Raw genomic sequence first — 25,742 nt, forward strand, 5'->3', positions numbered from 1 at the left:
CGCCGCTCGGCAGTGGTGCACTGGAACCGTGAGCGTCGACTGCCCGCGCTGGAACCCACCGAAACCTCTGCGCGAGGTGGTGCGCAGTCTCGGCCGCTCGGCTGAGCTCGTCGGATCCGGCGACGCCGCGGTGACGGGCGTCAATCAGGACTCTCGGCTCGTCCGTGCCGGAGACCTCTATGCGGCGCTTCCCGGGCAGCATCGTCACGGGGTCGCGTTCGCCGCGGAGGCCGCGTCGCACGGGGCCGTCGCGGTGCTCAGCGACCGCGAGTGCGGCGTGCTGCCGACGATCGTGGTGGACGACCCGCGTCGTGCCCTCGGGCCGTTGGCCTCGTGGATCTACGGCGACCCGTCCGGAAGTCTCGACGTCTACGGCGTCACCGGGACCAATGGAAAGACCAGCACCGCGTACCTGCTGGACGCAGGACTGCGCGCGGCGGGGGTCGCCGCCGGGCTGGTCACAGGCATCACCGTCCGCGGACCGAACGGCTCACGCACCGCGATCCGGACCACTCCCGAGGCGTGCGAACTCCAGCAGACTCTCGCCGCGTTCACCGAACAGGGGACCGATGCCGTGGCGATGGAGGTGTCGAGCCACGGCCTCGCTCTGTATCGAATCGACGGGACGTTCTTCCGGGTCGGGTTGTTCACCAACCTCGCCCGCGACCATCTGGATTTCCACCCCGACATGGACGCGTATTTCGCGGCGAAGGCCCGGTTGTTCGACCCCGGGCGCTGTGCCACGGCAGCCATCGGCATCGACGACGAATTCGGACGACGCCTCGCCGCCGCCGTGACGGTGCCCCGCTTGACGTTCTCGTCGACGACGGTCGCGGCCGACATCCACGCCTCCGCCGTACACGCCGACGAGGGCGGCACGTCGTTCACACTCCAGGGGGCAGCAGAACGAAAGTCGGTGCGGCTGAGGCTACTCGGAGTGCATCAGGTCGACAACGCGCTCGCCGCGATCTCCGCCCTCGCCGCTCGCGGCGTGGATCTCGACGCGGCGATCGCCGGGATGGAGAACCTCGACACCGTGCCCGGCCGTCTGGAGGCGGTCGACGTGGGCCAGCCGTTCCTCGCGTTCGTCGACTACATGCACAACACCGCCGGACAGCGGCGACTGTTCCCGTACCTCCGCTCGCTGACCCGGGGGCGGGTCTTCGCCGTCGTCGGGGCGACGGGGGAACGCGACCCCGGCAAGCGGGCCCCGCTCGGCGCGACCGCGGCCTGTTTCGCCGACACCGTCATCGTCACCGACGAGAGTCCGTACTCCGAGGACGCGGGGCGCCTGCGCGAGGACGTGGCCCGTGGAGCGCGGGCGGGAGGGGACGCCGAAGTGCTCGTCGTTCCCGATCGTGCGGAGGCGATCCTCACCGCCGTCGGCCTCGCCGGCCCCGGTGACGTGGTGGTGGTCGCCGGTCGTGGGCACGACCCGGTCCAGGAGTACGGCGGGCACCGACGGGTGTTCGACGACCGCGTCGCACTGCGGGAGGCTCTGCTCCGGCTCGCCGCACCCTGAACTATGTCCTCCGCGCCTCGTGCCGGGCGAGTTCGGCGAGGATCCGCTCGACGAGGTCCTCGAGGTCCGCGCCGGTGGTGTCGAACGCGAGGTCGGGGTCCTCGGGGGCCTCGTACGGGGCGTCGATTCCGGTGAGGCCGCGGAGTTCGCCGGCCCGCGCGCGGGCGTAGAGCCCCTTCGGGTCGCGTCGCTCGCACTCCTCGACCGGTGTGCTGACGTGGATTTCGAGAAACGACAGGTCCGCGGCCTCGTTGAGGGCGCGGGCGATCGCCCGGTCCGACCGGAGCGGCGACACCATCGACGCGATCGCCACCACCCCGGCGTCGGCGAACAACCGGGTGAGATGGCCGACGCGCCGGATGTTCTCGGCCCGGTCACCGGGGGAGAACCCGAGATCGTCCGAGATACCGTGCCGCACGTTGTCGCCGTCGAGCAGGTACGCGGTCCGCCCGGCGTCGACGAGGGTCCGCTCCAGCGCGACCGCCACCGTCGATTTCCCCGATGCCGGCAGTCCGGTCAACCAGATCGTGGCGCCCCGCTGCCCGGTCGCGAACCAACGCCGATCCCGCTCCAGCGACGACGGGTGCCACTTGATGTCGCGCCGGGTCTGCTCACCGGGAACGACTTCCCGGGCCTCGCTGACGGTTCCGGCGCCGACGGTATCGTTGCTCTGCTCGTCGATGAGGATGAACGCGCCGGCGTCGCGATTGGTGACATAGGGGTCGGCGAGCACCACCGTGCTCGTCCGCAGCGTGATTCGGCCGATGTCGTTGAGGGCGAGTTCGCTGGGCGAGTCGTGTTCTTCGAGGGTTTCCGGGTCGAGCCGGGTGTGCAACTCCTGAACCGTGGCGCGCACGGTGCGGCTGGTGTGCTTGAGCGCCACCCGGTCACCTGCCCGCAACGGTGTCTCGCTCAGCCAGCACACGGTCGCGTCGATTTCGCGGGCGGCGACGGGGGCGGTCGCCGCGGCGGCCGCGCTCACGACGAGGTCGCCGCGGGCCACGTCGAGGTCGTCGGCGAGTTCGAACGACACCGACAGCGGTGCGACCGCGACGGACCGGTTCGGATCGAGGGTGTCGAGGGCCGTGACCGTGCTGCGGGAACCCGCAGGTAGCACCACGACTTCGTCCCCGACCGCGAGGGTGCCGGCGGACAGCCGGCCGGTGTATCGCCGTCGCTGCTCGTCCGTGGGACGCGCGACCCACTGGATCGGCAGACGCAGTTCGGACGCGACCGCCGACGGCGCGGCGAGCTCCACCCCCTCGAGATACTCGAGGATTGTGGGCCCGTCGTACCAGGGTGTCGAATCCGACCGCGTCACGACGTTGTCGCCCCGCGTGGCGGACACCGGGATCACCGTGAGGTCGCGGCCGCCCAGCCGGTGCGCGAGCAGGCCGAGTTCGGATTCGACCTCCTTGAACCGGGTCTCGTCGAAGTCGACGAGGTCGATCTTGTTGACCACCGCGACCAGGTGCGGCACACCGAGGAGGTCGGCGATCCGGGCGTGGCGGCGGGTCTGCCGGAGTACGCCGGCGCGTGCGTCCACGAGCAGCACGGCCACATGGGTGTTCGACGCACCGGTGAACATGTTGCGGGTGTACCGCTCGTGCCCCGGCGTGTCGGCGAGGACGAAACTCCGGGTGGGTGTGGAGAAGAACCGGTACGCCACGTCGATGGTGATGCCCTGCTCACGTTCCGCTCGCAGTCCGTCGGACAGGGCCGCGAGGTCCGGCTCGCCGTCGGCGTTCGTCACCGCTTCGAGGTGGTCGGTGGGCAGGCTTCCGGTGTCGTGCAGGAGGCGGCCGATGAGGGTGCTCTTCCCGTCGTCGACGCTGCCCGCGGTGGCGAGTCGCAGCAACTGGCGGGGCCCGCTGGTGGTGGTCATCAGAAATACCCCTCGCGTTTGCGGTCTTCCATCGCGGCAACGGAAGTCCTGTCGTCGGCCCGGGTCTCGCCGCGTTCGGAGACCGTGGCCGCGGCGATCTCGTCGATCACACCGGCGACGTCGCCGGCGTCGGAACGCACGGCGCCGGTGATCGTCAGGTCCCCGACCGTGCGGTACCGCACTCGGAGCCGTTGCACCAGTTCGTCTTCGGTGGGCAGCGTGTACTCGGACAACCCGAGCAGGATGCCGTCGCGCTCGAATACCTGCCGATCGTGCGCGAAGTAGATCGACGGCAGCGCGAGGTTCTCGAGTTCGACGTAGCGCCAGATGTCGAGTTCGGTCCAGTTGCTGAGCGGGAACACCCGAACCTGTTCGCCCCGGCGAATTCTCCCGTTGTACAACGACCACGGCTCGGGACGCTGGGAGCGAGGATCCCACTGCCCGAACTCGTCGCGGAAGCTGAGCACCCGCTCCTTCGCGCGGGCGCGTTCCTCGTCCCGTCGCGCGCCACCGAACGCGGCGTCGAAGCGGTGTTCCTCCAGGGCGTCGAGCAGCGTCCTGGTCTGCAGCCGGTTCCGGGACGCGCCGGGACCACCCGATTCGGTGACCCGGCCCTTGTCGATCGACTCCTGCACCGACGCGACGATCAGCCGATGCCCGCCCTCGTCGAGCCTGCGGTCGCGGAACTCGATCACCTCGGGGAAGTTGTGCCCGGTGTCGACGTGCAGGACGGGAAACGGCAACGGGGACGGCCGGAACGCCTTCTCGGCGAGCCGCAGCAACACGATCGAGTCCTTGCCTGCGGAGAACAGCAGAACCGGCCGCTCGAGTTCCGCGACCACCTCGCGGATGATGTGTACGGCCTCCGCCTCCAGCGCGCGGAGTTCGTCCACCCGTGCGGCGGTGTCGGTCGCGCCGAGGGCGGTCACAGGGGATATCCGTTCGCCGCGGCCTCGGACCGATAACGCAGGGCCCACTCCTTGGAGCGGCCGTCGCTCTGCCGGTTCAGCGGCGGCGGGGGTGCGAGATCGGCGTCGAGGCCGAGTTCGACGAGCACCTTCGCCGCCGTCGCCTGCGGGGCTGCGACGAGGTCGTCGAAACCGATGTCGATGTGGTCGAGTCCCTCGGTCTCGAACCAGTTGCGCCACTGGCGATCTTGATCGCGCAGAATGCGGACGAGGTGCGCGATGCCGCCCGCGTGGTACTCGGCGCCGTCGTGCGGGGCGGGCGGGGTGGCGTCGTCGCGCCACACCTGAGTCTGCACCGCCCGCCACATCGACACCGCCTGCGCGACGACGTCAGCCCGGAACACATGGATGAAGACGAGGTCGCGGTCCAGGATGTCGTCGAGGGCGGACCGCAGGTCGTCGCCGGACCGGTCCGTGAGGCCGGCGGCACGGTCGAGGACGAGCGGCACCTGGTTCCACATCAGCTTTCCGCCCCACACGCCGTTGGGGGTGCGCCCGAGGCTCAGCAGTTGATCGCGCCACTGTTCGGACGTCCGGGTGTCGGCCGTTCCGGGTTCGAGCGGGGCGAGCCGCGAGAGCACCGTCTCGTCGGTGACGCCGTCGAACCACTGCCGCGGTTGCGGTGATCGGCTGGTGGACGGCAGGTACTGGAAGAACTCTTCGGGGTTGCCGGCCACGGTGGTGGCGCGTAGGGATTCGACGAGCAGGGTGCTGCCGCTGCGCTGAGACGCGCAGACGAGATATGAGCGTGGCTCCGACATGCCGGAAACTATAAACGCGAAATCGGGTGCCGCAATCGGGGGGAAATCTAATTATCGTGATCGAAACACTTGATTATTCTGCGGCGTATGTATTTGTCGGATTTGTTTCGCCTCATTTTCTATTTACGCTGTTCACAATGGTTTTCCGGCAGCGGAATGCGACGCCGCTCCTCGCTGGGGAAATGGCGAAGCGGTGTGGGAATTCGAATCAGGCTGATTTCAAACGGGACGGGCGAATGGGGGAGGATTCAGCCCTTGCGGCAAATGAGCACCGGGCACCGCGCGTGGTGGATGAGGCTCTGGCTCGTCGAGCCCACGATCGACGCGGTGAACGGATTCCGCCCGTGACTGCCGACGGCGATCAACTGCGCCCCGAACGAGTACTCGAGAAGCACCTTCATCGGCCCGCCGCGCTCGAGGCAGCGGGTGACCTCGACATCGGGATACTTCTCGCGCCACCCCGCGAGACTCTCGGCGAGCCACGCTTCCTCGTGCTGCACCAGATCGGACCAGTCGGTGAAGCGCCTTTCCTCCGAGTACCACGCCCCGAGGGTGGAGTGCTCGGCCCAGGTGTGGACCGCGACGAGGGGAACCCCGAAGAACGCCGCGAACTCGAACGCATGGGCAACGGCCATGTCGCTCAGTTCGCTTCCGTCTACACCGACCACGACGGGCCGGCTTTCGCTGACCTCGTGGCCCTGGATGCCGCGCCACACGACCACGGGGCATTCGGCGCGATTCGACACGCGCACGACATCGGAACCGGCAACCACCGATTTCATCTCACTCGTCGCCGCGGGCCCGAGCACCAGCATGCGGGCCGTCTTGGACAGTTCCACCAACGCGTGGGCGGGCGGGCCGGGATGGGTGCTCCGCTCCACCTCGAGGTCTCGCTGCCCGTTCAGAACCGCCTTTTCGGCTGCGTCGAGCATCTTGTCGACCTCGGGGTCACCGTCGGTGCTGCCGCCGCCACGGGAATTCGGATGCTTCGGTAGCACGTGGACGAGGCGAAGCGGCTCCTCGAACCGCCTCGCAGCGGATGCGGCCCACGACGCCGCCTCCAGAGCGCCGTCAGAACCGTCGATACCTGCCACGATCCCGCGTCGAATCCGTTCTGTGGTCATGGGGGTGCTCCTCACCTCCATTCCAGTTTGATCCAGGACGGCGCCGGCGCGCCAGAGGCAAATCGTCGATCACCTCGGAGGCGTGTTTCACCTGGGGTTTTCCGGTGTTTCGGCCGCACGGTGAACCGGAAACGCGGTTGTACCGTGTGTACAGCTGGGAGGTGGTGACCGATGCCGGATGCCCAGACGGAGCTCATGCATGCCCTGTACGAGGAGCATGCCCCCGCAGTGTGGAGGTATGCCCTGAGGTTGACCGGCGACCGTGCCCGCGCCGAGGACATCGTGCAGGAAGTGCTGCTGCGAGCCTGGAAGCATCCGAACGTGCTCGACCAATCGGAATCGTCGGCGCGGGCCTGGCTGTTCACCGTCGCCCGGAACCTCGTGTTCGACGAGCACCGCAGCGCCCGCTCCCAACGGGAGATCGGTATGAGCTCGACACCCGAACGCGCCGCTCCCGACAGTTCGGACGGTGCGCTCGACGCCTGGATGATGGGCGACGCGCTCGCCCGGCTGAGTCCCGACCACCGCGCGGTGCTCGTGCTCGGTTACTACCGGGGAATGTCGACGCATCAGATCGCGGGCGAACTCGGGATACCGGAAGGAACGGTGAAATCCCGCATGCATTACGGATTGCGGGCCCTTCGATTGGCTCTGCAGGAAATGGGGGTGACCCGATGACGTTCGACGGCTTCGAGTCGCACGAGGATCCCTACGTCCGTTGGGACGCGGCGTACGTGCTGGGGGCGATGTCGCCCGGCGATCGGCGCGAATACGAGGCGCACCTGGCGCACTGCGCACAGTGCTCGCAGGCTGTGTCCGAACTGGCGGGCATGCCCGGACTGCTGGCCCTCATCACACCGGAGGAGGCGTTCGGCACGCTGCCCGGGAACGACGCGCACGAGGACGAGGAGACCCCCGCACCCCGTGTGCTGACCCAACTGGTGGGCACGGTGCAGCGGCGCCGACGCCGCCGGCGCGCGGCGGTGGCACTCGCCGCCGCGGCCGCCGTGGTGGCCGTCGCCGTTCCCGCCGGGGTGCTGGCGACGCAGGACCGGACCCCGGCCACTTCCGCGACGGCCTTGCCCGCCCCGGACCCCGCGAACACCATCGACGCGGTGTTCACACCCGTGGTTCCGACCACGATCACCGCGAGCGCATCCGTCGCGTCGACGTCCTGGGGCACGGTCGTCTTCGTCGAATGCTCCTACCGGGAGACGTGGCCCGGCGACGGTCGGTACGGCGCCGCCACCGAGGAGTATGCGTTGACCGTCACCGACCGCGCCGGAGCCGTCACGATTCTGGCCACCTGGACCGGCGAGGCCGGCCGGACGGTGCGGCCCACCGCCACCACCAGCCTGCCCGTCGACTCGATCGCGAGCATCGACGTGCGATCCGCGGACGATCATCAGGTACTGCTGACCACGACGCTGTGAGCGACCGCCGGAAAGCCCCGGCCGAGGGGGCTGGGGCTCTGTGGGGGCAGGTATGGGCAGCCGGTCAGCCGACGACCAGGGCGGCGTGCATGGTCGGGTGATACGTGCAGTGGAACGCGTAGGTCCCCGGCGTCGACGGCACGGTGAGGGTGGCGGTTCCGCCGCCCTCGATCTCGACGTCGAAAGCCCCCGCCGCGTCCGCGGTCACGGTGTGTTCCGCGGTGTCGTCGTTGCGAACGGTGATCCGATCGCCGGGCGGCACCCTCGCGGGAACGGAGAAGGCGAACCCCGCGATCACTATCTCGTTCGGGGCTGCGGCTGCGGCAACTCCGGGCGCGGGCGTCGTCCCGGCCATGGTCATGTCTGCCGACGTGGTTGTCGTGGCGCCGTCGTTGCTACAGGCGGTGAGTGCGCAGGCGGCCACGAACACCGACGCGAGGAGAGGTGTTGTCCAGGGTTTCATACTCTCTCCACGGTTCACCGCCGTGTTTCGTTCATCGCGAACGTTCCCGGAAAAATGTTCTGCCACCGGTGAACCCGACCGGCACGCCGTTCGTGTGTATATCCAGTGGGCGGCCGCAGGTCGCCCCGACCGATCCACGACACGGGGGTCTGCCGATGAATCTCACGTACCACGAGCCGCGGAAAACCCAGCAGAGCATGCGCGTCGCCGACTACATCGTCGCGGCACTGGCCGCCGAGGGTGTTGCCCACGTCTTCGGGGTGGGCGGCGCGAACATCGAGGACCTGTACGACGCACTGCACCGCTCCCGCGATGTCGAGGGTGTCGTCGCCAAGCACGAGTTCTCGGCGACGACGATGGCCGACGGGTATGCCCGGACATCGAACCGAATCGGCGTCGTCGCGGCGACGTCGGGCGGGGGAGCACTCAATCTGGTTGCCGGACTCGGGGAGGCCTTCGCTTCGCGGGTGCCGCTTCTCGCCCTGATCGGGCAACCGCCGACGACGCTCGAAGGGGTGGGCGCGTTTCAGGACACGAGTGGGCTGGCGGGGTCGATCGATGCCGCCCGGTTGTTCCGCGAGGTGTCGCTGTACTGTGCACGCGTCGAGTCGCCACTCGACATCGACCGTCACCTCGCCGAGGCGCTCGCAGCTGCGCGACGTGGCGGACCGGCAGTATTGCTGCTGCCGAAGAACATTCAGCAAGCGATCGGCGAATTCCCGGGACCGACGCGGACCGTGTCGACGGCGCCGCGGTCTGCCGCGTCGGATGTCACGCGGCTCGCCGAAGCGCTGCGCGACGACTACGGCCGGATCACGGTGATCGCCGGCGACGAGGTCGCGCGGGCAGGGGCGCGCACCGAACTCGCCGAACTCGCGCACACCCTCGGGGCGCGGGTGGCGGTCACCCCCGACGCGAAGGACGTGCTCGATCCAGCGGCGCCGGGGCGGCTCGGGGTCACCGGTGCGATGGGAAACCCGGATGTGATCGACGCGCTGCACGATTCCGACGTCTGCCTGCTCGTCGGCACGCGACTGCCGGTGATGGCACGGGGTGGGCTCGACACCGTGCTGGAGAAGACGCTGGTGTACAGCGTCGGGTCGGCGCAACCGTATCTGCAGACGCACCACGTACCGACGCGGGATCTGCGGGCGACGCTGCGCCGGCTCGTCACCGAGATCGGGCCGGCGGCCTCGCCGGTACCCGTCGCGGACAGCGATCCGACGTCGATCGACATACCACCGTCGGGCGCGTCGGGCCTGCGCTACACGGACGCGGTGAAGGCGCTCGCCGCGGCGCTGCCCGACGGCGCCGACGTATTCGCGGATGCAGGCAACACGGGTGCCGCTGTGGTGCATCATCTACCGGTCCGGCGCGGCGGCCGGTTCGTCGTCGCGCTGGGAATGGGCGGGATGGGATACACGTTCGGCGCGGCGATCGGTTCCGCGTTCTCCCGCGGCCGCCGCACCTTCGTGATCGCCGGTGACGGCGCGTTCTACGCGCACGGTCTCGAGATCCACACCGCGGTCGAGTACGACGTACCCGTCACGTTCGTCGTGTTCAACAACAATGCCCACGCGATGTGCCTGACGCGCGAGCAGGTGTACTACGAGGGCACGTACACATACAGCCGGTTCCGTCCCGCCCGCATTGCGGCGGGTGTCGGCGCACTGTTTCCCGGACTGCCGTCCCACACGGTCGACACGCACGCCGCCCTGGCCCACGCCCTGCGGGCCACGGTCGAGTCGGTGGGGCCCGCTGTCATCGAAGTCGCCTGCGACGCCGACGAGTTACCGCCGTTCCTGCCGTTCCTGCCCGCACGAGGCACCACCGAGAGAACCGAAAATCGAGAAGGAGCACGCCGATGACCGCCCACGAGATCGCAGCCCTGCCCGACCTTCCCGCCGACCTGCCCGGCCTCGTCCGTATCGAGACCTCCGACCGTCAGGCCACGACGCCGATCATCATGGACATGCTCAGGTCGGTGTACCCCCACGACCAGGTGTTCGGAAAATACTGCACCGTCAACGAATACATCGACTGCCCACCCGACGAGGTGTTCCGCTACCTCTCGGACACCCGGAGCCTGGAGGAGTGGACGTACAGCCTGCGGGGATTCACCCCCACCGACGACCCCGGACTGTGGCTCGCGTACGACCGCCTCGGCGACACGACCGAGATCTACACGCGCACCGTGGCTCACGCCGACGCGAGGACGGTCGACTATCACTGCGCCTGGGACCAGGGAAAGCACCTGTGGATGGTGTACGTGATGCGGGTGATGGACGCACGCACGGTGCTGGACGTCGAGGGATCGGTGGTGCTGTGGACGAACTGCCGCCACCCGTTCTACGACGAGAATCCGTACCCCGAGACCGCGCCGACGGACCGGGTGCCGTGGGTGGGTGACTTCTGGGACATGTTCGCCGCCGGACACCGACTCGAGATGAGCAACCTCAAGGCCATCTGCGAGTACCGGTGGGCGAACGATCTGCCCGTGACCCCGAACTGGATGAGTGAGTGAGACATGGACACCGTCAGCCTGATCGACATCGCCGGCTATCTGCCCGAGAACAGGGTGGGAGCAGACTATTTCGCCCAATTCGCCACGTCCGACCGGTTGGCCGCGAACATCATGTTCCGGGCGCCGAACTTCCGCCACCACATCGCGAGCGACGAAAACGCCGTCGACATGGCGGAACGCGCGGTCGCCCCGCTGATCGAGCGGAACGGTTCCGAGCTGATCGCCAACGTGGACATCCTCGTCACGCACACCCAGCTGCCGGACGTCCCGATCCTGGGCACCGGCGGTGACCTGGCGCGCAGGATGGGCATCACCCCGGACTGGGTGGTGGACCTGCACAACGGCGGCTGCGCGTCGTTCGTGTACATGATCAGACTGGCGCGTCAGATCATGCAGACCAGTGATGCGTCGACCGCCCTGATCGTGTCGGTGCAGAACAGCGCGGGCCAGATCTTCACGCAATCGGACGTGCGCACGCTGGCGCAGTCGGCGGTTCCGGGGGACGGGGCCGGCGCATGCCTGCTCGTGAAGTCGGAGGTGGCGCCCGTGCTCGGGCTGGAGTGCCGGACCTACCCCGAGTTCGCCGGGGACATGACCGCCGCGGTGGATCCGCCCCGCAAGTACTGGGAGACCGGAACCGGGCAACTGCACATCGGATTCACCGAATCGAAGATCGCGAAGGTCTTCGCCCGCGGGAACCGTCTCGTCCCCGAGGTGGCGATGGCGGTGTGCAAGCAGATCGGTATCACCCCGGGCGAGATCGACACACTGGTGACCAACCAGCCCAACCGGTTGTTCCTCCGCAACTGGCGTGACGCGCTGGAACTCCCGGTGGAACGACACCCCGACACCTTCGACGAATGCGGGAATCTGTTCGGCGCCGCGATACCCGTCACACTCGACATCGAGAACCGGGCCGGCCGGATCCCCAACGGATCGCTGGTGATGATGTCCGCGTTCGCGCACGCGGGCGACTTCGCCGGGGCCGGGGCGGTCCGATGGGGCGCAGCCCCGGTGGGGGTGTGAGATGACCGCGCCGACCATCGCCGGACCGGCGGTGCGATTCGATCTCGCGCTGAGCGAAAATCCCTTCGCTCCACTCCCGTCCGTGCTGTCCGCGCTCGACGACGTGATGCGCCGGGCGCACCGATACCCGGAGTTCCTCCCCGACCGGCTGATCGAGGTCATCGCGAATCACGAAGCGCTCGAACAGGATCAGGTGGTGGTGGGGGCAGGAGCCACCGGCGTCGGCCTGCAGATCATGCAGTCCGTCGCCGGGCCGGGGGAGCGGATCGTGTACTCCGCTCCGACGTTCGACGGGTACCCGATCATGGCCGGAATCGCGTCGCTCGACGTGGTGCCGGTGCCGATTCTCCCCGACGGCGAGCAGGATCTGGCGGCGATGGCGGCCGCGATCGACGGCCGCACCCGACTTGTCGTCGTGTGCCGTCCGCACAACCCCACCGGAACGCTCGTCGGCGCCGCCGAATTGCAGGCTTTCCTCCGCCGAGTCCCGGAGCGGGTGATCGTGATCCTCGACGAGGCCTACGTGGAATTCGTCGACCGCGGGCTGGTCCTGGACGCACACCGCATCATCGCCGAACACCCGAATGTCGTGTTCCTGCGGACGTTCTCCAAGGCGTACGGGCTGGCGGGCCTGCGCATCGGATTCGGCTTCGCGAGTGCGCGACTGGCGCACCGGATTCGAAGGCTGCAACTCCCGTTCGGGATGGGCAGCGCCGCCGTGGCCGCCGTCGCCGCGTCCTATGCTGCGGAACACGAACTCCGCGCCCGCGTGGCCGCCATCGTCTCCGAACGAGAGGAACTGTGGCGCACCGTGAGGGCAGCGGGGATTCCGGCCCCGCGCAGTCACGCGAACTTCCTGTACCTCCCCGGTACGGGCATGGGCGACGCACTGGCCCGCGCCGGGATTCACGCGCGCACCTATCCCCACGGGGACGCGCGGATCGCGGTCGGGAACCCGGACGCCGGACGTGCGGTGGTCGACGCGCTCAGGCCGACAGCGCGCGGGACCTCTGCAGCTCGGCCCGGGTGTGGGAGTACCGGTCGAGCATGACGTCGAGCAGCCGCGGGTGCGGGCCGATGGTGGCGGCGTAGGTGATGCCCTGCCCGCAGGATTCTGCGGCGCGGCTCAACCGGTCGGTGAGCAGTCCGGGCGCGAGGAACCACGGTGCGATCACGATGCGCTCCGCGCCCCCCTGGCGAAGGGTCGAGATCGCCTGCTGGACCGTCGGTTCGGCCGCCGTGGCGAAACAGGTGACGCCACCCGACCAACGGGTGCCCGCGACGACGGACTCGGCCAGTGCGCGGGTTCGGTCGTTCGCGGACGGGTCGGACGAGCCGACTGCGGCGAGAACCACCCCGAGACCGGATTCGCCGGTGGAACCACCGGCCTCACCGATCCGCTCGCGGACGGCGTCGACCAGGCGCGCGTCGTGCCCGAGGACGTCGGCCTGCCGGACGTGGAGTTGGGGATGACGGAGCCGCGCGGCGTCGAGGAGAGCCGGAAGGTCGACGCGGGCGTGGAACGCACTGCCCAGCAGCATCGGCACGACCACCGCCGCGGCGTGACCTTCGGCGGCGACCGCGTCGATCACCTGGTCGACGGACGGCGCGTTGAGGTCGAGGAAGCACAGCCGTACGTCGAGATCGGGTCGCCGGACGCGGAGCGCCGACACGGCAGCCGCCACCACCCGCGCGCTGCGGGGGTCGCGACTGCCGTGGGCTACAGCGATCAGCGGGGTCATCGCACTAGACGCGCTCGCCGAGCTCCACCGCTGCGATGGCATCTCCGACGAGCCCGGCCGCGAGCGTGTTGCCGCCGGCCGGATCGATCAGCAGGAAGCTGCCGGTGTGGCGGTTCACGGTGTAGTCGTCCGCCACGATCGGCTCGGCGACACGCACCGAGATCTTGCCGATCTCGTTGAGTTCCAACGACTCCGGGGTGGGCTCCGACGTGAGGTCCTGCTCGTTGAACCGCTCGACGAGCGTTCCGACGATGGCCTGCGTGGTGCGGGTGCCGTGCTTGAGAAGCAGGCGGGCACCGGGACGCAGCGGCTTCTCGGCCAGCCAGCAGACGGTGGCGTCGAACTCACCGAGCGGCTCGGGCGCGTCCGCGGGAGAGGCGATCACGTCACCGCGGGAGACGTCGACGTCGTCGGCCAGCACGAGGGTGACGCTCCGGCCGGCGTGGGCGCTGTCGAGTTCGCCGTCCGCGGTGTCGATCCGGGTAACCGTGGTGCGGACACCGGAAGGCAGGATCACGACCTCGTCGCCCGGTGCCACCTCACCGGCGGCGACCTGTCCCGCGTACCCACGGTAGTCCGGGAACTCCGCCGTGCGAGGCCGGATCACGTACTGCACGGGGAAACGGAGACCCACCCGGTGCGGTTCGGCGTCCACCGGGATCGACTCGAGGTGCTCGATCAGGGTGGGGCCGTCGTAGTACGGGGTGTTCTCGGAGCGGACGGCCACGTTGTCGCCGTGCAGCGCGGAGACGGGGATCTCCACGACGTCCTCGGACGCCCACCCCAGCGAAGTGGTCAGGGCGTTGAACTCCCCGGAGATGTCCGCGAACACCTGGGCGGGGTTCTCGACCAGGTCGATCTTGTTGACCGCGAGCACCAGCTTCGGCACGCCGAGCAGCGCGAGCACGGCGGCGTGCTTGCGGGTCTGCGAGATGACGCCCTTGCGCGCGTCGACCAGCAAAATCACCAACTGTGCGGTGGAGGCGCCGGAGACGGTGTTGCGGGTGTACTGCACGTGGCCGGGGGTGTCCGCGAGCACGAAGGTGCGGTTGGGCGTCGCGAAGTAGCGGTACGCCACGTCGATGGTGATGCCCTGCTCACGCTCCGCGCGCAGGCCGTCGACGAGCAGGGACAGGTCAGGGGTGGACAGGCCCTTGTCGACCGACGCGCGGGTGACGGCGTCGATCTGGTCTGCGAGAACCGATTTCGTGTCGTACAGCAGACGGCCGACGAGGGTCGACTTGCCGTCGTCCACACTGCCCGCGGTGGCAAGCCTCAGAAGGTCGCTCATGATCAGAAATAGCCCTCTCGCTTGCGGTCTTCCATGGCCGCTTCGGAAACTCGGTCGTCGCCGCGGGTCGCGCCGCGCTCGGTCAGCCGGGACGCTGCGACCTCGGCGAGGATCGCCTCGTTGTCGCCGGCCTCGGAAAGAACTGCGCCGGTGGTCGACCCGTCGCCGACGGTGCGGTACCGCACCGACAGCCTCTGCAGGTCTTCACCCTCGGACGGTCCGCCCCACACGCCGGGGGTCATCCACATGCCGTCGCGCTGGTACACGTCGCGCTGGTGCGCGTAGTAGATGCTGGCCAGTTCGACGTCGTCACGGGCGATGTACCGCCAGATGTCGAGTTCGGTGAAGTTGCTGAGCGGGAAGACGCGGACCTGCTCACCGGGGGAGTGCTTGCCGTTGTACAGGTTCCACAGTTCGGGGCGCTGCTTCTTCGGGTCCCACTGGCCGAACGAGTTGCGGAGCGAGAAGATGCGCTCCTTGGCCCGGGCACGTTCCTCGTCGCGGCGTGCGCCACCGAAGACGGCGTCGAAACGGTTCTCGGCGATCGCGTCGAGCAGCGGAACGGTCTGGAGCGGGTTCCGGATCCCGTCGGGACGCTCGGTGAGCCGGCCGTCGGCCAGGTAGTCCTCGACCTTCGCCACGTGCAGGCGCAGATTGTACTTGGACACGACGTGGTCGCGGAAGTCGAGGACTTCCTGCAGGTTGTGGCCGGTGTCGACGTGCAGCAGCGCGAACGGCAGCGGAGCGGGCCAGAACGCCTTGATCGCCAGGTGCAGCAGCACCGTGGAGTCCTTGCCGCCGGAGAACAGGATCACCGGGCGCTCGAACTCGCCCGCGACCTCACGGAAGATGTGGATGGCTTCCGACTCGAGGGCCTCGAGCGTGTCGAACTGCGACCCGTCCAACTGCGGCCGGACCGCGGACTCGGTGAGGGGAGTGGAGATGTCGATGGTCATGAGGCGTGCAACCCGCATTCTGTCTTGGCCTGACCGGCCCAGCGTCCGCTGCGCGGATCGCTGCCGGGGGCTGGCTTGCTGGTGCACGGAGCGCACCCGATGGACGGATAGCCCTCGTCGACGAGCGGATTCACCAGAATCGAGTGCTCGTCGATGTAGGCCTGCATGTCTTCGTCGGACCACGTCGCGATCGGATTGATCTTCACCAGACCGAAGGCGTCGTCGAACGAGATCAGTGGGGCGTTGGCGCGCGTGGGAGCCTCGACCCGCCGGATACCGGTGACCCAGGCCTTGTAGCCGGAGAGGGTCTTCTTCAGCGGGGCGACCTTCCGGAGCGCGCAGCACCGGTTGGGTTCGCGGGCGAACAGGTCCTTGCCCTCCGCCGCGTCCTGTTCTGCGACGCTCGCCTCGGCGCGCGCGTTGATGACGTTGACGCCGTACACCTGCTCGACGGCGTCACGGGTGCCGATGGTCTCCGCGAAGTGGTAGCCGGTGTCGAGGAACAGCACGTCCACGCCGGGATGAACCTGGGCGGCGAGGTGGACCAGAACGCCGTCCTGCATATTCGAGGCGACGATGTAGCTGTTCCGATACCCCGTCGCTTCGCTCGCCCCGGCCCCGAACGTGTCTTCCGTCCACTGCAGCAATTCCCGCGCGGACGCACCCTCGAGACTCGACGCCCCCTTCACGGCGAGTTCCCTCAGGTCGTCCTCGGTGACGCTGGAAAGGTCGACGCTCATCGCAGGTCCTCCTCTTCTGCTCGGACTGTCCACTCGGCGAATCGCTCGCCCTCGTTGCGGTGCTTGACGAACTGGCGCACCACGCGCTCGATGTAGTCGCCCAGCTCCCCGCTGGTCACCTTGTGCTGGCGCAGCTTGCGGCCGAAACCGGCGTCGAGGCCGAGGCTGCCGCCCAGGTGTACCTGGAAGCCCTCGATCTGGTTGCCCGCACCGTCGTCGACGAGCATGCCCTTGAACCCGATGTCGGCGATCTGGGACCGGCCGCAGGAGTTGGGGCAGCCGTTGATGTTCACCGTGATCGGCACGTCCAGGTTGGCGTTGATGTCCGCCAGGCGCTCCTCGAGTTCCGGCGCGAGCACCTGCGAACGCTTGCGGGTCTCGGTGAACGACAGCTTGCAGAACTCGATGCCGCTGCATGCCAGCAGGTTTCGACGCCAGTGCGATGGACGCCCGTGCAGCCCAAGGGGCTTGAGCTCGTCGATCAGCCATTCGACCTTGTCGTCCGGCACGTCGAGCACGATCAACTTCTGGTACGGGGTGAAGCGGACGCGGTCGGAACCGACGGCGGCCACCGCCTCGGCCACCTTCGTCAGGATGGTGCCTGACACCCGGCCCGCGATCGGGGAGAAGCCGATCGCGTTGAGCCCGTTACGCAGCTTCTGCACACCGATGTGGTCGATCGGGCGCTCCGGCTTGGCCGGTGCCGGGCCGTCGATCAGCTTCCGCTTCAGGTACTCGGTCTCGAGCACCTCGCGGAACTTCTCGATGCCCCAGTCCTTGATCAGGAACTTCAGCCGCGCCTTGGAGCGCAGCCGGCGGTAGCCGTAGTCGCGGAAGATCGAGACCACGGCCTCCCACACGTCCGGCACCTCGTCGAGCGGCACCCAGGCGCCGACCCGTTGCGCGAGCATCGGGTTGGTGGACAGGCCGCCGCCGACCCACAGGTCCAGGCCGGGGCCGTGCTCGGGGTGGTTGACGCCGACGAACGCGACGTCGTTGATCTCGTGCACCACGTCCTGCTGGCCGGAGATGGCGGTCTTGAACTTGCGCGGCAGGTTGGAGTACTCGGGCTTGCCGATGTAGCGGCGCACGATCTCGTCGATCGCGGGCGTGGGGTCGAGGACCTCGTCGAGGGACTCGCCGGCCAGCGGTGAACCCAGGACCACGCGGGGGCAGTCGCCGCAGGCCTCGGTGGTCTGCAGGCCGACGGACTCGAGGCGCTTCCAGATCTCCGGGACGTTCTCGATCTCGATCCAGTGGTACTGGACGTTCTCGCGGTCCGAGAGGTCGGCGGTGTCGCGACCGAACTCGGTGGAGATGCCGCCGAGGGTGCGTAACTGCTCGACGTTCAGGGCGCCGGCGTCGCAGCGGACCCGCATCATGAAGTACTTGGCCTCGAGCAGGTCGATGTTCTCGTCACCGGTGAAGGTGCCGTCGTAACCCTGCTCGCGCTGGGTGTAGAGACCCCACCAGCGCATGCGGCCCCGCAGGTCACCCTTGTCGATGCTGTCGAAGCCCTGCTTCGAGTAGATGTTCTCGATGCGGGCGCGAACGTTGAGCGGGTTGTCGTCCTTCTTCGCCTGCTCGTTGGCGTTGAGGGGCTCGCGGTAACCGAGGGCCCACTGGCCTTCGGCGCGTCGCCGAGCCGGCTTCGCCGTGCGCGTCCGCGCGGGTGCTGCGTCGACGGCAGCGGGGGAGGCGTCGGTGGTCGACGTCATGGAGCACTCCTGAATCTCAAGATGCACCGGCTGAGGCCGAGGAGGAGGGCTGATCCTCGCTCGGGGCATTCGAATCCGGCCGGAAGTCGAGAAGAATGATGAACGGGCTGACAGGCTGAACTACTGCGCGAGACAGGGCAGACAACAACAGCTGCAGACACGCTTGAGATCGACGTGACGACGCGCCACAAGTCGCACTCCGGGTCCGGTCATGCCGACCATTGTGCCACGTCAGATCGCTCACGCAGAGCCGGGCACCGATTTCCACCATTTTTGCGGGAAATATCACGGCGAGGGCCCCGGCACGGTCGGGTGGGGAGCACAGGTCGCAGACCGTGGAGACTGGAGGGGTGAACGGAACGAGCAGTACCACAGTGGGTCGCGACGAGGCGGCGGCGTTCGCGCTGCCCGAACGGGCGCTGGTCGGTGTGGGGAGCCGGCCGTTCGGGATCTATGTGCACGTGCCGTTCTGTGCCACACGCTGCGGATACTGCGACTTCAACACGTACACGGCGGGCGAGCTGGGGACGTCGGCGTCGCCGCAGTCGTGGATGGAGGGGTTGCGCCGCGAACTCGATGTCGCGGCGCAGATGACGGGAGCCCCCGCAGTCGACACGGTCTTCGTCGGCGGGGGCACGCCGTCCCTTCTCGGCGGCGACGGCCTCGCGGACGTCCTGGGCGCGATCCGGTCGAGTTTCGGGCTCGCCGGCGGCGCCGAGGTGACCACCGAATCGAATCCGGAGTCCACGTCGCCCGAGTTCTTCGACCGGCTGCGGGCCGGCGGTTTCACCCGGATCTCGCTGGGCATGCAGTCGGCGGCGCAGCACGTGCTGAAGGTGCTCGACCGCACCCACACGCCGGGACGCGCGGTCGCGGCGGCGCTGGAGGCGCGGGCCGCCGGGTTCGAGCACGTCAACCTCGACCTCATCTACGGCACGCCGGGGGAACGGGACGAGGACCTCGACCTCTCGTTGGACGCGGTGCTCTCCGCCGGCGTCGACCACGTGTCGGCCTACGCGCTGATCGTCGAGGACGGCACCGCGCTGGCCAGGAGGGTGCGCCGCGGTGAACTGCCCGCGCCCGACGACGACGTCCTCGCGTCGCGGTACGAGCGCATCGACGCGCGGCTCGCCGAGGCTGGGCTGACCTGGTACGAGGTGTCGAACTGGGCGCGTGACGACGCCGCCTGCCGGCACAACCTGGGCTACTGGGACGGCGGGGACTGGTGGGGCGCCGGGCCTGGCGCGCACAGCCACGTCGGTGGTGTCCGCTGGTGGAACGTCAAGCATCCGGCGCGCTACGCGGACCAGCTCGCCGCGGGGGCCCTGCCCGTCGGCGGAAGCGAGCAGCTGACCGCGGAGGACGTCCACGTCGAGCGGGTGATGCTGACGGCGCGGCTGCGCACGGGACTGCCCGTGCCGGAGTTGGACGCCGCGGAGCAGCGCGCCGCGGAGGAGGTGGTGGCCGACGGGCTGCTGGTGCGCGAGGGCGACCACCTGGTGTTGACCGACCGGGGACGGCTCCTCGCCGACGCCGTGGTCCGGACGGTGCTGCGGTAACCGCTCAGGCGGTGGCGGTGCTCAGGCGGTGACGATGCCCGGCATCTCGTCGTAGTCGAACACGCGGGCGTGCAGGACCACGCGGTTCCGCAGCGCCGAGCGCACCGCCCGGTGCAGGCCGTCCTCGAGGTACAGCACCCCGTGCCACTGCACCGCGTGCGGGAACAGGTCGCCGTAGAACGTCGAGTCCTCGGACAGCAGCCGGTCGAGTTCGAGAACCTTGGTCGTCGTGACGATCTCGTCGAGCCGCACCTGCCGCGGCGGGATCTTGGACCAGTCGCGCAGCGACAACCCGTGGTCCGGGTACGGCTTGCCGTCCATGACACCTTTGAAAATCATCGCCTCGTCATCCGCCCGTGGTCGTTGCCTCTGCTCGTCTCCGGTCACCACAGTAAGGCCTGAACCGGTATCGGCGGCGCGGCGATTAGACTGGATCGAGCCGAGATGCGCGTGCACATGCACGGAGCTCAGGGGATGTGACGGCCGACCCGAACGGAAGTTCGGGGACGCCGCTGCTCGTGATGATCGAGAACTGGAGGTGGATGGCGATGTCGAGTACGGACGACAGACGGTTCGAGGTTCTCCGCGCCATCGTCGCCGACTACGTCTCGACCCAGGAGCCGGTGGGATCGAAAGCGCTGGTCGAGCGGCACAACCTGGGTGTTTCCAGCGCTACCGTGCGCAACGACATGGCGTTCCTCGAGAGCGAGGGCTACATCGCCCAGCCGCACACGAGTTCCGGCCGCGTCCCCACCGACAAGGGCTACCGGCAGTTCGTCGACCGCATCGCCGACGTGAAGCCGCTGTCGACGGCGGAGCGGCGCGCGATCCTCGATTTCCTCGAGTCCGGGGTCGACCTGGACGACGTCCTCCGGCGCGGCGTGCGCCTGCTCGCGCAACTCACACGCCAGGTCGCGGTTGTGCAATATCCCACATTGTCGGCGTCGTCGGTCCGGCACCTCGAGGTGGTCGCGTTGACGCCCGCCCGCCTGCTGCTGGTGCTCATCACCGATTCGGGACGAGTGGATCAGCGCATCGTCGAACTCGGCGACGTGCTGGACGACGAGGATCTGGCGCGGCTGCGCGGGCTGCTCGGCGGCGCCCTCGACGGCAAGCGGCTGGCGGCGGCGTCCATTGCCGTGTCGGAACTCGCCGACGAGGCGCCGGAGGATCTGCGCGACGCCGTGATCCGGTCGGCCACCGTGCTGGTGGAGACCCTCGTCGAGCACCCCGAGGAGCGACTGGTCCTCGGCGGCACGGCGAACCTGACCCGGAACGCCGCGGACTTCACGGGAATCAGCGGATTCCCCGGTTCGCTGCGCGCGGTCCTCGAGGCGCTCGAAGAGCAGGTGGTGGTGCTCAAACTGCTCGCCGCCACCCAGGACGCCGGCACCGTGACGGTGCGGATCGGTGAGGAAACACAGGTGGAGCAGATGCGCGGCACGTCCGTCATCTCCACCGGCTACGGTTCGGCAGGCACCGTGCTCGGCGGAATGGGCGTGCTCGGACCCACCCGAATGGACTATCCGGGAACAATCGCGTCGGTGGCAGCCGTTGCGAGATACATCGGACAGGTGCTCGCCGAGCGGTGACGGCCGGCCCCGGCGACAGCGCTCCCATGGGGCGAGCACACGTACCAGTGGCGAGATAACGAAGTAGAGAAGGACGAGAGACTCAACGTGGCACGGGATTACTACGCAACGCTCGGCGTCGATCAGAAGGCGACCGACCAGGAGCTCAAGCGCGCGTACCGCAAGCTTGCGAGGGAACTGCATCCCGACGTGAACCCCGACGAAGCGGCGCAGGCCCGGTTCCGGGACATCTCGACGGCCTACGAGGTGCTGTCGGATCCGGAGAAGCGCCGCATCGTCGACCTCGGCGGCGACCCCCTGTCCTCGGGTGGCGGCGGCGGCGGTGCCGGCTTCGGCGGCGGTTTCGGTGGCGGACTCGGCGACGTGTTCGAGGCGTTCTTCGGCGGCGGAGGCGGCGCCGGCCGTGGTCCCCGTGGCCGCGTCCAGCCGGGCGCCGATTCCCTCCTGCGCACCAGGCTGACGTTGGCGGAGTGCGCGACCGGCGTGAGCAAGCAGGTCACCGTCGAGACGGCGATACTCTGCGACAGCTGCACGGGTTCGGGCACCAACGGCGACTCCAAGCCGGTGCGGTGTGAGACCTGTGGCGGCGCGGGTGAGGTCCAGTCGGTGCAGCGTTCGTTCCTCGGTCAGGTCATGACCTCGCGGCCCTGCCCCACCTGCCGCGGCGCCGGTGAGACGATTCCGGACCCCTGCCACAAGTGTGGTGGCGACGGCCGCGTCCGCGCCCGCCGCGACATCACCGTGAAGGTGCCCGCAGGCGTCGGCGGCGGAATGCGGATCCGGCTCGCCGCGCAGGGCGAGGTGGGCCCCGGCGGCGGACCCGCCGGCGACCTGTACGTCGAGGTCGTCGAACAGGCGCACGAGGTGTTCGTGCGCGACGGTGAAGACCTGCACTGCACGATCCGGGTTCCGATGATCGACGCCGCCCTCGGCACCAGCGTCACGATCGACACGATCATCGACGGGCCCAAGGAAATCGCCATCGAGCCGGGAACCCAGCCGGGATCGGTCACGGTCCTGCGTGGGCACGGCATGCCGAAGCTCCGGTCCGGTATCCGCGGCGACGTGCACGCACACCTCGAGGTCGTGGTTCCGTCGCGCCTCGACCACAAGGAGGCGAAACTCCTCCGCGAACTCAAGGACCTGCGCGACCGCGACGTCGCCGAGGTCGTCTCCACCCAGTCGCAGCACAGCGGCGGATTGTTCTCACGCCTGCGTGAAGCCTTCAGCGGTCGCTGACCGTGGCGGCGACGGTCTTCTTCCTCGACCCGCTGCCCGAGGTGGGGAGCACCGCGGTACTGGACGGCCCGGAGGGCCGGCATGCCGCGACGGTGCGCAGGATCGGCGTCGGGGAGCGGATCGTGCTGGCCGACGGCCGGGGCGGTCTCGCCGACACGGAAGTGACGGCCGCCGGGAAGGACCGGCTCGAACTCACCGTCCACGAGCGTCGGCAGGTGTCCGCGCCGTCGCCGAGTGTCACTGTGGTGCAGGCGCTTCCGAAGGCGGAGCGATCCGAGCTGGCGGTCGAACTGGCCACCGAGGCGGGGGTCGACGCCATCGTGCCGTGGCAGTCCTCGCGGTGCGTGGCGCGGTGGGAGGGCCCCAAGGTGGCGAAGGGCGTCGCGCGCTGGCGTAGTGCCGCACTTGCCGCAGCGAAGCAGTCGAGGCGGGCGATCGTGCCCGAGGTGTCGGAGCTGCACCGCACCGCGGGGATGCTCGCCGTCGTCCGTGAGGTGGTCGGCCGAGGCGGAGTCGTCGCGGTGCTGCACGAGGCGGCCACCCAGGGTCTCGCCGCGCTGCCGCTGCGTGCGGCCGCCGAGATCGTGCTGGTCGTCGGCCCCGAGGGCGGCATCTCCGACGACGAGATCGCGTCGCTGACCGAGGCCGGCGCCGTCCCGGTGCTGCTCGGGCCGCACGTCCTGCGGACCTCGACCGCGGCAGCCGTTGCGCTGGGCGCCATCGGTGTCCTCACCGACCGCTGGGGCGCGGCCCCGCTAGCCTGACTGTCCGTGGACCGCATTCGCATCGCCTACGGAACCGAACCGCAGCAGTTCGGGCACTTCTATCCGCCCGAGGACCCGGTGTCGACCCCGGTCCCGGTGGTGATGGTCGTCCACGGGGGTTTCTGGAGCGGGAAGTACCACCTGAACCTGGGAACGAGTTTTTCCGTCGACCTGGCGCGGCACGGTGTGGCGGTGTGGAACATCGAATACCGCCGGCTCGGTGCGGGAGGCCGGTGGGACGAGATGGCCGCCGACGTCCTCGCCGCGCTCGACGCGATCGCCGGTCCGGTCGCCGCGCAGTCGTCCGTCCCGTTCGACCTGTCGAAGGTCCGGGTCGTCGGCCACTCCGCGGGTGGGCAGCTCGCCGTGTGGCTCGCCGGGGAGAAGGGGACGACGGTTCGGCCGGAGCGGGTCGTGTCGCAGGCCGGCGCCCTCGACCTGGCCTCCGCGGGGGAGCGTGGCCGGCGGATCGGGTACATCGAGGATCTCCTCGGCGTCCCGTTCGCCGGGGACCCGGACCGGTACCGTGCCGCGTCCCCACTGCACCGCATCCCCGTCGGGGTCCCGGTGGTGTGCGTCCACGGCACGGAGGACGCACAGGTTCCGGCGAAGGTGAGCGTGCGGTACAGCGAGGCCGCGCGAGCGGCCGGGGATCCGGTCGCGCTGCATCTCGTCGAGGGCGAGGACCACTACGCGTTTCTCGACCCCGAGACGGAGTGCTGGAAGATCTCGCGGGACGCCCTACTGTCCGACGCCGACGAGTTCTGAACTGCGGTCGCCGATTTCGGGCGTCGTCTTCCGTCCCGGCAGGACGAGGGCCACGACCACGGCCCCGATGCCCAATGCGATTCCGCCGGCCAGGCTGGCCTGGGAGATAGCGTGTCCGAACGCCGTACCGGCGGCGTCGAGGAGTGCCTGCGACTGCGACGCGAGCATCGGATCGGCGCCGAGTTCCGCGGCGACCACCGACGCCCCGCCGATCGAGTCGCCCGCGACGTCCATCGCCTGAGCGGCCTGAGCGGCCTGTTCCCCGGACAGCTGACCGACGGGCAGCGTGCCGAGGAACCCGGCGATGTCGTCCTTGTACGCCGACGCGAGCACCGACCCGAGGATCGCGATCCCGAGCGATCCGCCCAGTTCGATCGCGGTGTCGTTGAGACCTCCCGCGGCGCCGAGGTCGCTCTCCGGGAAGTTGCCCATGATGGCGTCCGTCGCGGGAGACACGCTCAGGCCGATGCCGACACCGAGCAGGACGAGCGGGGCGAGGAAGTCGAGGTACGTCGAGTCGCCGTCCACGGTCGTCATCACCAGGACGCCGGCGGCCGCGATCACCAGGCCGGCGACGACGGTGACCCGGGTGCCGAGCCGCGGGTGCACCCGTCCGCTGAGCACCGATCCGACCGACACCGCAGCGGCGAGCGGCAGGAGGTGGACGCCTGTGGCCAGGGGGCTGAGTCCCAGGACGAACTGGAATTCCTGCGACACGTAGTAGATCGACCCGAACGCCGCGAGGAACAGCAGCAGCACGGCCAGGGCGCTGCCGCCGACCTCGCGCCGGCCGAGCCTGCGGACGTCGAGCAGCGGTTGCGGGTGGCGGAGTTCCCACGCGACGAACAGTCCGAGACCCACGGCCGCGGTGATCGTCGCACCGACAGCGCCAGCGCCCCAGCCGAAGTGGAACCCGTCGATGATCGCGTACACCAGCGACCCGATGGTCACCACCGACAGGAGCCCGCCGAGCCAGTCGATCGGACCGCGGCCCTCGGCCTTCGACGGCGGGACGATCATCAGGGCCGCGACCATCGCGACCGCGGCGATCGGCACGTTGATGAGGAACGTCGCACTCCACGAGTGGCTCCCCAGCAGCCAGCCGGCGAGCAGTGGCCCGAGGGCGATGGCGAGGCCGGACGTCGCGGCCCAGGCGGCGATGGCCCGGGCCCGCTCCGCACGCGGGAACGTCGCGACGAGGAGGGACAGCGTGGCGGGCATGATGATCGCCGCGCCGACACCCATGATCATGCGCGCCGTGACGACGGCTGTGGTGGTGTCGGCGAGGCTGCCGACGACGGCGCCGCCGCCGAACACCAGTAGTCCGGTGAGCAGCGCCCCGCGCCGGCTGTACTTGTCGCCGATCACGCCGAACAGCAGCATCAGCGCCGCGTAGGGGACGGTGTACCCGTCGATCACCCACTGCAGGTCGGAACTGCTCAGCGCGAGGTCGCGGGTCATGTCGGGGGCGGCGACGATCAGGGCGGTGTTCGCCATCACGACGATCAGCAGGCTCAGGCACAGCACGCCGAGCGCGGCCCAGCGCCGGCGGTACGGCCCGTCCATCTGCGAGACCGGTGTGTTCATCACGGTGGCCATGTCGACGCTCCTCGGGTAGCTCGATCGAACCCGCGCAGTTAGTTGCACAGTGATGTGTAAGTTAGTTA

At 69.1% G+C, this 25,742-nt stretch carries 25 protein-coding genes; 12 read left to right on the forward strand and 13 right to left on the reverse strand.

Annotated elements, in window-relative coordinates; genetic code table 11:
• Positions 1-28: 28 nt before the first annotated feature.
• Positions 29-1,522: a UDP-N-acetylmuramoyl-L-alanyl-D-glutamate--2,6-diaminopimelate ligase gene (locus RJ1_RS23325; RefSeq protein ID WP_073364436.1), complete on the forward strand. Its 1,494-nt coding sequence runs from the start codon at positions 29-31 to the stop codon at positions 1,520-1,522.
• Between the two features lies 1 nt (position 1,523).
• Here the strand turns inward: RJ1_RS23325 and cysC are convergent, their stop codons facing one another.
• The 4 genes from cysC to RJ1_RS23345 all read right to left on the reverse strand — a co-directional run bounded on the left by cysC (position 1,524) and on the right by RJ1_RS23345 (position 6,260).
• The gene (cysC, locus tag RJ1_RS23330; RefSeq protein ID WP_073364366.1) at positions 1,524-3,407 is read right to left on the reverse strand and encodes an adenylyl-sulfate kinase; all 1,884 of its coding nucleotides are present in this window, start codon (positions 3,405-3,407) and stop codon (positions 1,524-1,526) included.
• Positions 3,407-4,336: a sulfate adenylyltransferase subunit CysD gene (gene cysD / locus RJ1_RS23335; RefSeq protein ID WP_073364367.1), complete on the reverse strand. Its 930-nt coding sequence runs from the start codon at positions 4,334-4,336 to the stop codon at positions 3,407-3,409. Before cysD (RJ1_RS23335) ends, cysC begins: the two co-directional genes overlap by 1 nt.
• Complete coding sequence (stf0, locus tag RJ1_RS23340; RefSeq protein ID WP_073364369.1) at positions 4,333-5,136, reverse strand: trehalose 2-sulfotransferase; 804 nt, start codon at positions 5,134-5,136, stop codon at positions 4,333-4,335. Before stf0 ends, cysD (RJ1_RS23335) begins: the two co-directional genes overlap by 4 nt.
• 248 nt (positions 5,137-5,384) lie before the next feature.
• Positions 5,385-6,260: a universal stress protein gene (locus RJ1_RS23345; protein WP_073364370.1), complete on the reverse strand. Its 876-nt coding sequence runs from the start codon at positions 6,258-6,260 to the stop codon at positions 5,385-5,387.
• A gap of 171 nt (positions 6,261-6,431) precedes the next feature.
• Between RJ1_RS23345 and RJ1_RS23350 the strand changes: the two genes are divergently transcribed.
• The gene (locus RJ1_RS23350) at positions 6,432-6,938 is read left to right on the forward strand and encodes a sigma-70 family RNA polymerase sigma factor (protein ID WP_073364372.1); all 507 of its coding nucleotides are present in this window, start codon (positions 6,432-6,434) and stop codon (positions 6,936-6,938) included.
• The gene (locus RJ1_RS23355) at positions 6,935-7,693 is read left to right on the forward strand and encodes an anti-sigma factor family protein (protein WP_073364373.1); all 759 of its coding nucleotides are present in this window, start codon (positions 6,935-6,937) and stop codon (positions 7,691-7,693) included. Before RJ1_RS23350 ends, RJ1_RS23355 begins: the two co-directional genes overlap by 4 nt.
• 64 nt (positions 7,694-7,757) lie before the next feature.
• On the opposite strand, the gene RJ1_RS23360 is transcribed toward RJ1_RS23355, so the two are convergent.
• A complete protein-coding gene (locus RJ1_RS23360; RefSeq protein WP_073364375.1) occupies positions 7,758-8,156 on the reverse strand; it encodes a cupredoxin domain-containing protein in 399 nt (132 codons plus the stop codon).
• 155 nt (positions 8,157-8,311) lie between these two features.
• Here RJ1_RS23360 and RJ1_RS23365 point away from each other — a divergent pair, with 155 nt between their 5' ends.
• The 4 genes from RJ1_RS23365 to RJ1_RS23380 are packed head-to-tail and all read left to right on the forward strand — an operon-like array spanning position 8,312 to position 12,757.
• Entirely contained in the window at positions 8,312-10,024 is a 1,713-nt protein-coding gene (locus RJ1_RS23365) for a thiamine pyrophosphate-binding protein (RefSeq protein WP_073364376.1), read from the forward strand.
• Positions 10,021-10,680 carry an SRPBCC family protein gene (locus RJ1_RS23370; RefSeq protein WP_073364377.1) on the forward strand — a complete coding sequence of 220 codons (660 nt, stop codon included), beginning with the start codon at positions 10,021-10,023 and terminating at the stop codon, positions 10,678-10,680. The genes RJ1_RS23365 and RJ1_RS23370 overlap by 4 nt, the downstream gene beginning before the upstream one ends.
• A gap of 3 nt (positions 10,681-10,683) precedes the next feature.
• The gene (locus RJ1_RS23375) at positions 10,684-11,706 is read left to right on the forward strand and encodes a 3-oxoacyl-ACP synthase III family protein (protein WP_073364378.1); all 1,023 of its coding nucleotides are present in this window, start codon (positions 10,684-10,686) and stop codon (positions 11,704-11,706) included.
• 1 nt (position 11,707) lies between these two features.
• Positions 11,708-12,757 (forward strand): aminotransferase class I/II-fold pyridoxal phosphate-dependent enzyme, encoded by a 1,050-nt coding sequence (locus RJ1_RS23380; RefSeq protein ID WP_073364379.1) that lies wholly within the window; start codon positions 11,708-11,710, stop codon positions 12,755-12,757.
• Here RJ1_RS23380 and RJ1_RS23385 read toward each other — a convergent pair.
• From RJ1_RS23385 to RJ1_RS48880, 6 genes are all read right to left on the reverse strand, one after another.
• Complete coding sequence (locus RJ1_RS23385; protein ID WP_073364380.1) at positions 12,693-13,448, reverse strand: sirohydrochlorin chelatase; 756 nt, start codon at positions 13,446-13,448, stop codon at positions 12,693-12,695. The two genes, RJ1_RS23380 and RJ1_RS23385, sit on opposite strands and share 65 nt — an antisense overlap.
• A 4-nt stretch (positions 13,449-13,452) precedes the next feature.
• Positions 13,453-14,739: a sulfate adenylyltransferase subunit 1 gene (locus tag RJ1_RS23390; protein WP_073364381.1), complete on the reverse strand. Its 1,287-nt coding sequence runs from the start codon at positions 14,737-14,739 to the stop codon at positions 13,453-13,455.
• A gap of 2 nt (positions 14,740-14,741) precedes the next feature.
• Positions 14,742-15,695: a sulfate adenylyltransferase subunit CysD gene (gene cysD / locus RJ1_RS23395; RefSeq protein ID WP_073364437.1), complete on the reverse strand. Its 954-nt coding sequence runs from the start codon at positions 15,693-15,695 to the stop codon at positions 14,742-14,744.
• Entirely contained in the window at positions 15,692-16,435 is a 744-nt protein-coding gene (locus RJ1_RS23400; protein WP_073364382.1) for a phosphoadenylyl-sulfate reductase, read from the reverse strand. The genes cysD (RJ1_RS23395) and RJ1_RS23400 overlap by 4 nt, the downstream gene beginning before the upstream one ends.
• Positions 16,432-18,153: a nitrite/sulfite reductase gene (locus RJ1_RS23405; protein WP_073364383.1), complete on the reverse strand. Its 1,722-nt coding sequence runs from the start codon at positions 18,151-18,153 to the stop codon at positions 16,432-16,434. The genes RJ1_RS23400 and RJ1_RS23405 overlap by 4 nt, the downstream gene beginning before the upstream one ends.
• A gap of 120 nt (positions 18,154-18,273) precedes the next feature.
• Positions 18,274-18,375 carry an Ms4527A family Cys-rich leader peptide gene (locus RJ1_RS48880; RefSeq protein WP_369691057.1) on the reverse strand — a complete coding sequence of 34 codons (102 nt, stop codon included), beginning with the start codon at positions 18,373-18,375 and terminating at the stop codon, positions 18,274-18,276.
• A gap of 128 nt (positions 18,376-18,503) precedes the next feature.
• On the opposite strand from RJ1_RS48880, the gene hemW reads away from it, so the two are divergent.
• Positions 18,504-19,712 (forward strand): radical SAM family heme chaperone HemW, encoded by a 1,209-nt coding sequence (gene hemW / locus RJ1_RS23415; protein WP_073364386.1) that lies wholly within the window; start codon positions 18,504-18,506, stop codon positions 19,710-19,712.
• Between the two features lie 21 nt (positions 19,713-19,733).
• Here hemW and RJ1_RS23420 read toward each other — a convergent pair whose 3' ends face one another.
• A complete protein-coding gene (locus RJ1_RS23420; protein WP_005261240.1) occupies positions 19,734-20,051 on the reverse strand; it encodes a type II toxin-antitoxin system VapB family antitoxin in 318 nt (105 codons plus the stop codon).
• 209 nt (positions 20,052-20,260) lie between these two features.
• On the opposite strand from RJ1_RS23420, the gene hrcA reads away from it, so the two are divergent.
• From hrcA to RJ1_RS23440, 4 genes are all read left to right on the forward strand, one after another.
• Positions 20,261-21,304 carry a heat-inducible transcriptional repressor HrcA gene (hrcA, locus tag RJ1_RS23425; RefSeq protein ID WP_073364439.1) on the forward strand — a complete coding sequence of 348 codons (1,044 nt, stop codon included), beginning with the start codon at positions 20,261-20,263 and terminating at the stop codon, positions 21,302-21,304.
• A gap of 87 nt (positions 21,305-21,391) precedes the next feature.
• Positions 21,392-22,543: a molecular chaperone DnaJ gene (gene dnaJ, locus RJ1_RS23430; protein WP_073364387.1), complete on the forward strand. Its 1,152-nt coding sequence runs from the start codon at positions 21,392-21,394 to the stop codon at positions 22,541-22,543.
• Between the two features lie 2 nt (positions 22,544-22,545).
• On the forward strand, positions 22,546-23,307 hold the full coding sequence (locus RJ1_RS23435; RefSeq protein ID WP_073364389.1) for a 16S rRNA (uracil(1498)-N(3))-methyltransferase: 762 nt from the start codon (positions 22,546-22,548) through the stop codon (positions 23,305-23,307).
• Between the two features lie 6 nt (positions 23,308-23,313).
• Positions 23,314-24,075 carry an alpha/beta hydrolase family protein gene (locus tag RJ1_RS23440; protein WP_073364390.1) on the forward strand — a complete coding sequence of 254 codons (762 nt, stop codon included), beginning with the start codon at positions 23,314-23,316 and terminating at the stop codon, positions 24,073-24,075.
• Here the strand turns inward: RJ1_RS23440 and RJ1_RS23445 are convergent.
• On the reverse strand, positions 24,049-25,674 hold the full coding sequence (locus RJ1_RS23445) for an MFS transporter (protein ID WP_073364392.1): 1,626 nt from the start codon (positions 25,672-25,674) through the stop codon (positions 24,049-24,051). The two genes, RJ1_RS23440 and RJ1_RS23445, sit on opposite strands and share 27 nt — an antisense overlap.
• Positions 25,675-25,742 lie beyond the last annotated feature (68 nt).

The sequence above is a fragment of the Rhodococcus jostii NBRC 16295 genome (genome assembly GCF_001894825.1).
In the GTDB taxonomy this organism is placed as follows: domain Bacteria; phylum Actinomycetota; class Actinomycetes; order Mycobacteriales; family Mycobacteriaceae; genus Rhodococcus_F; species Rhodococcus_F jostii.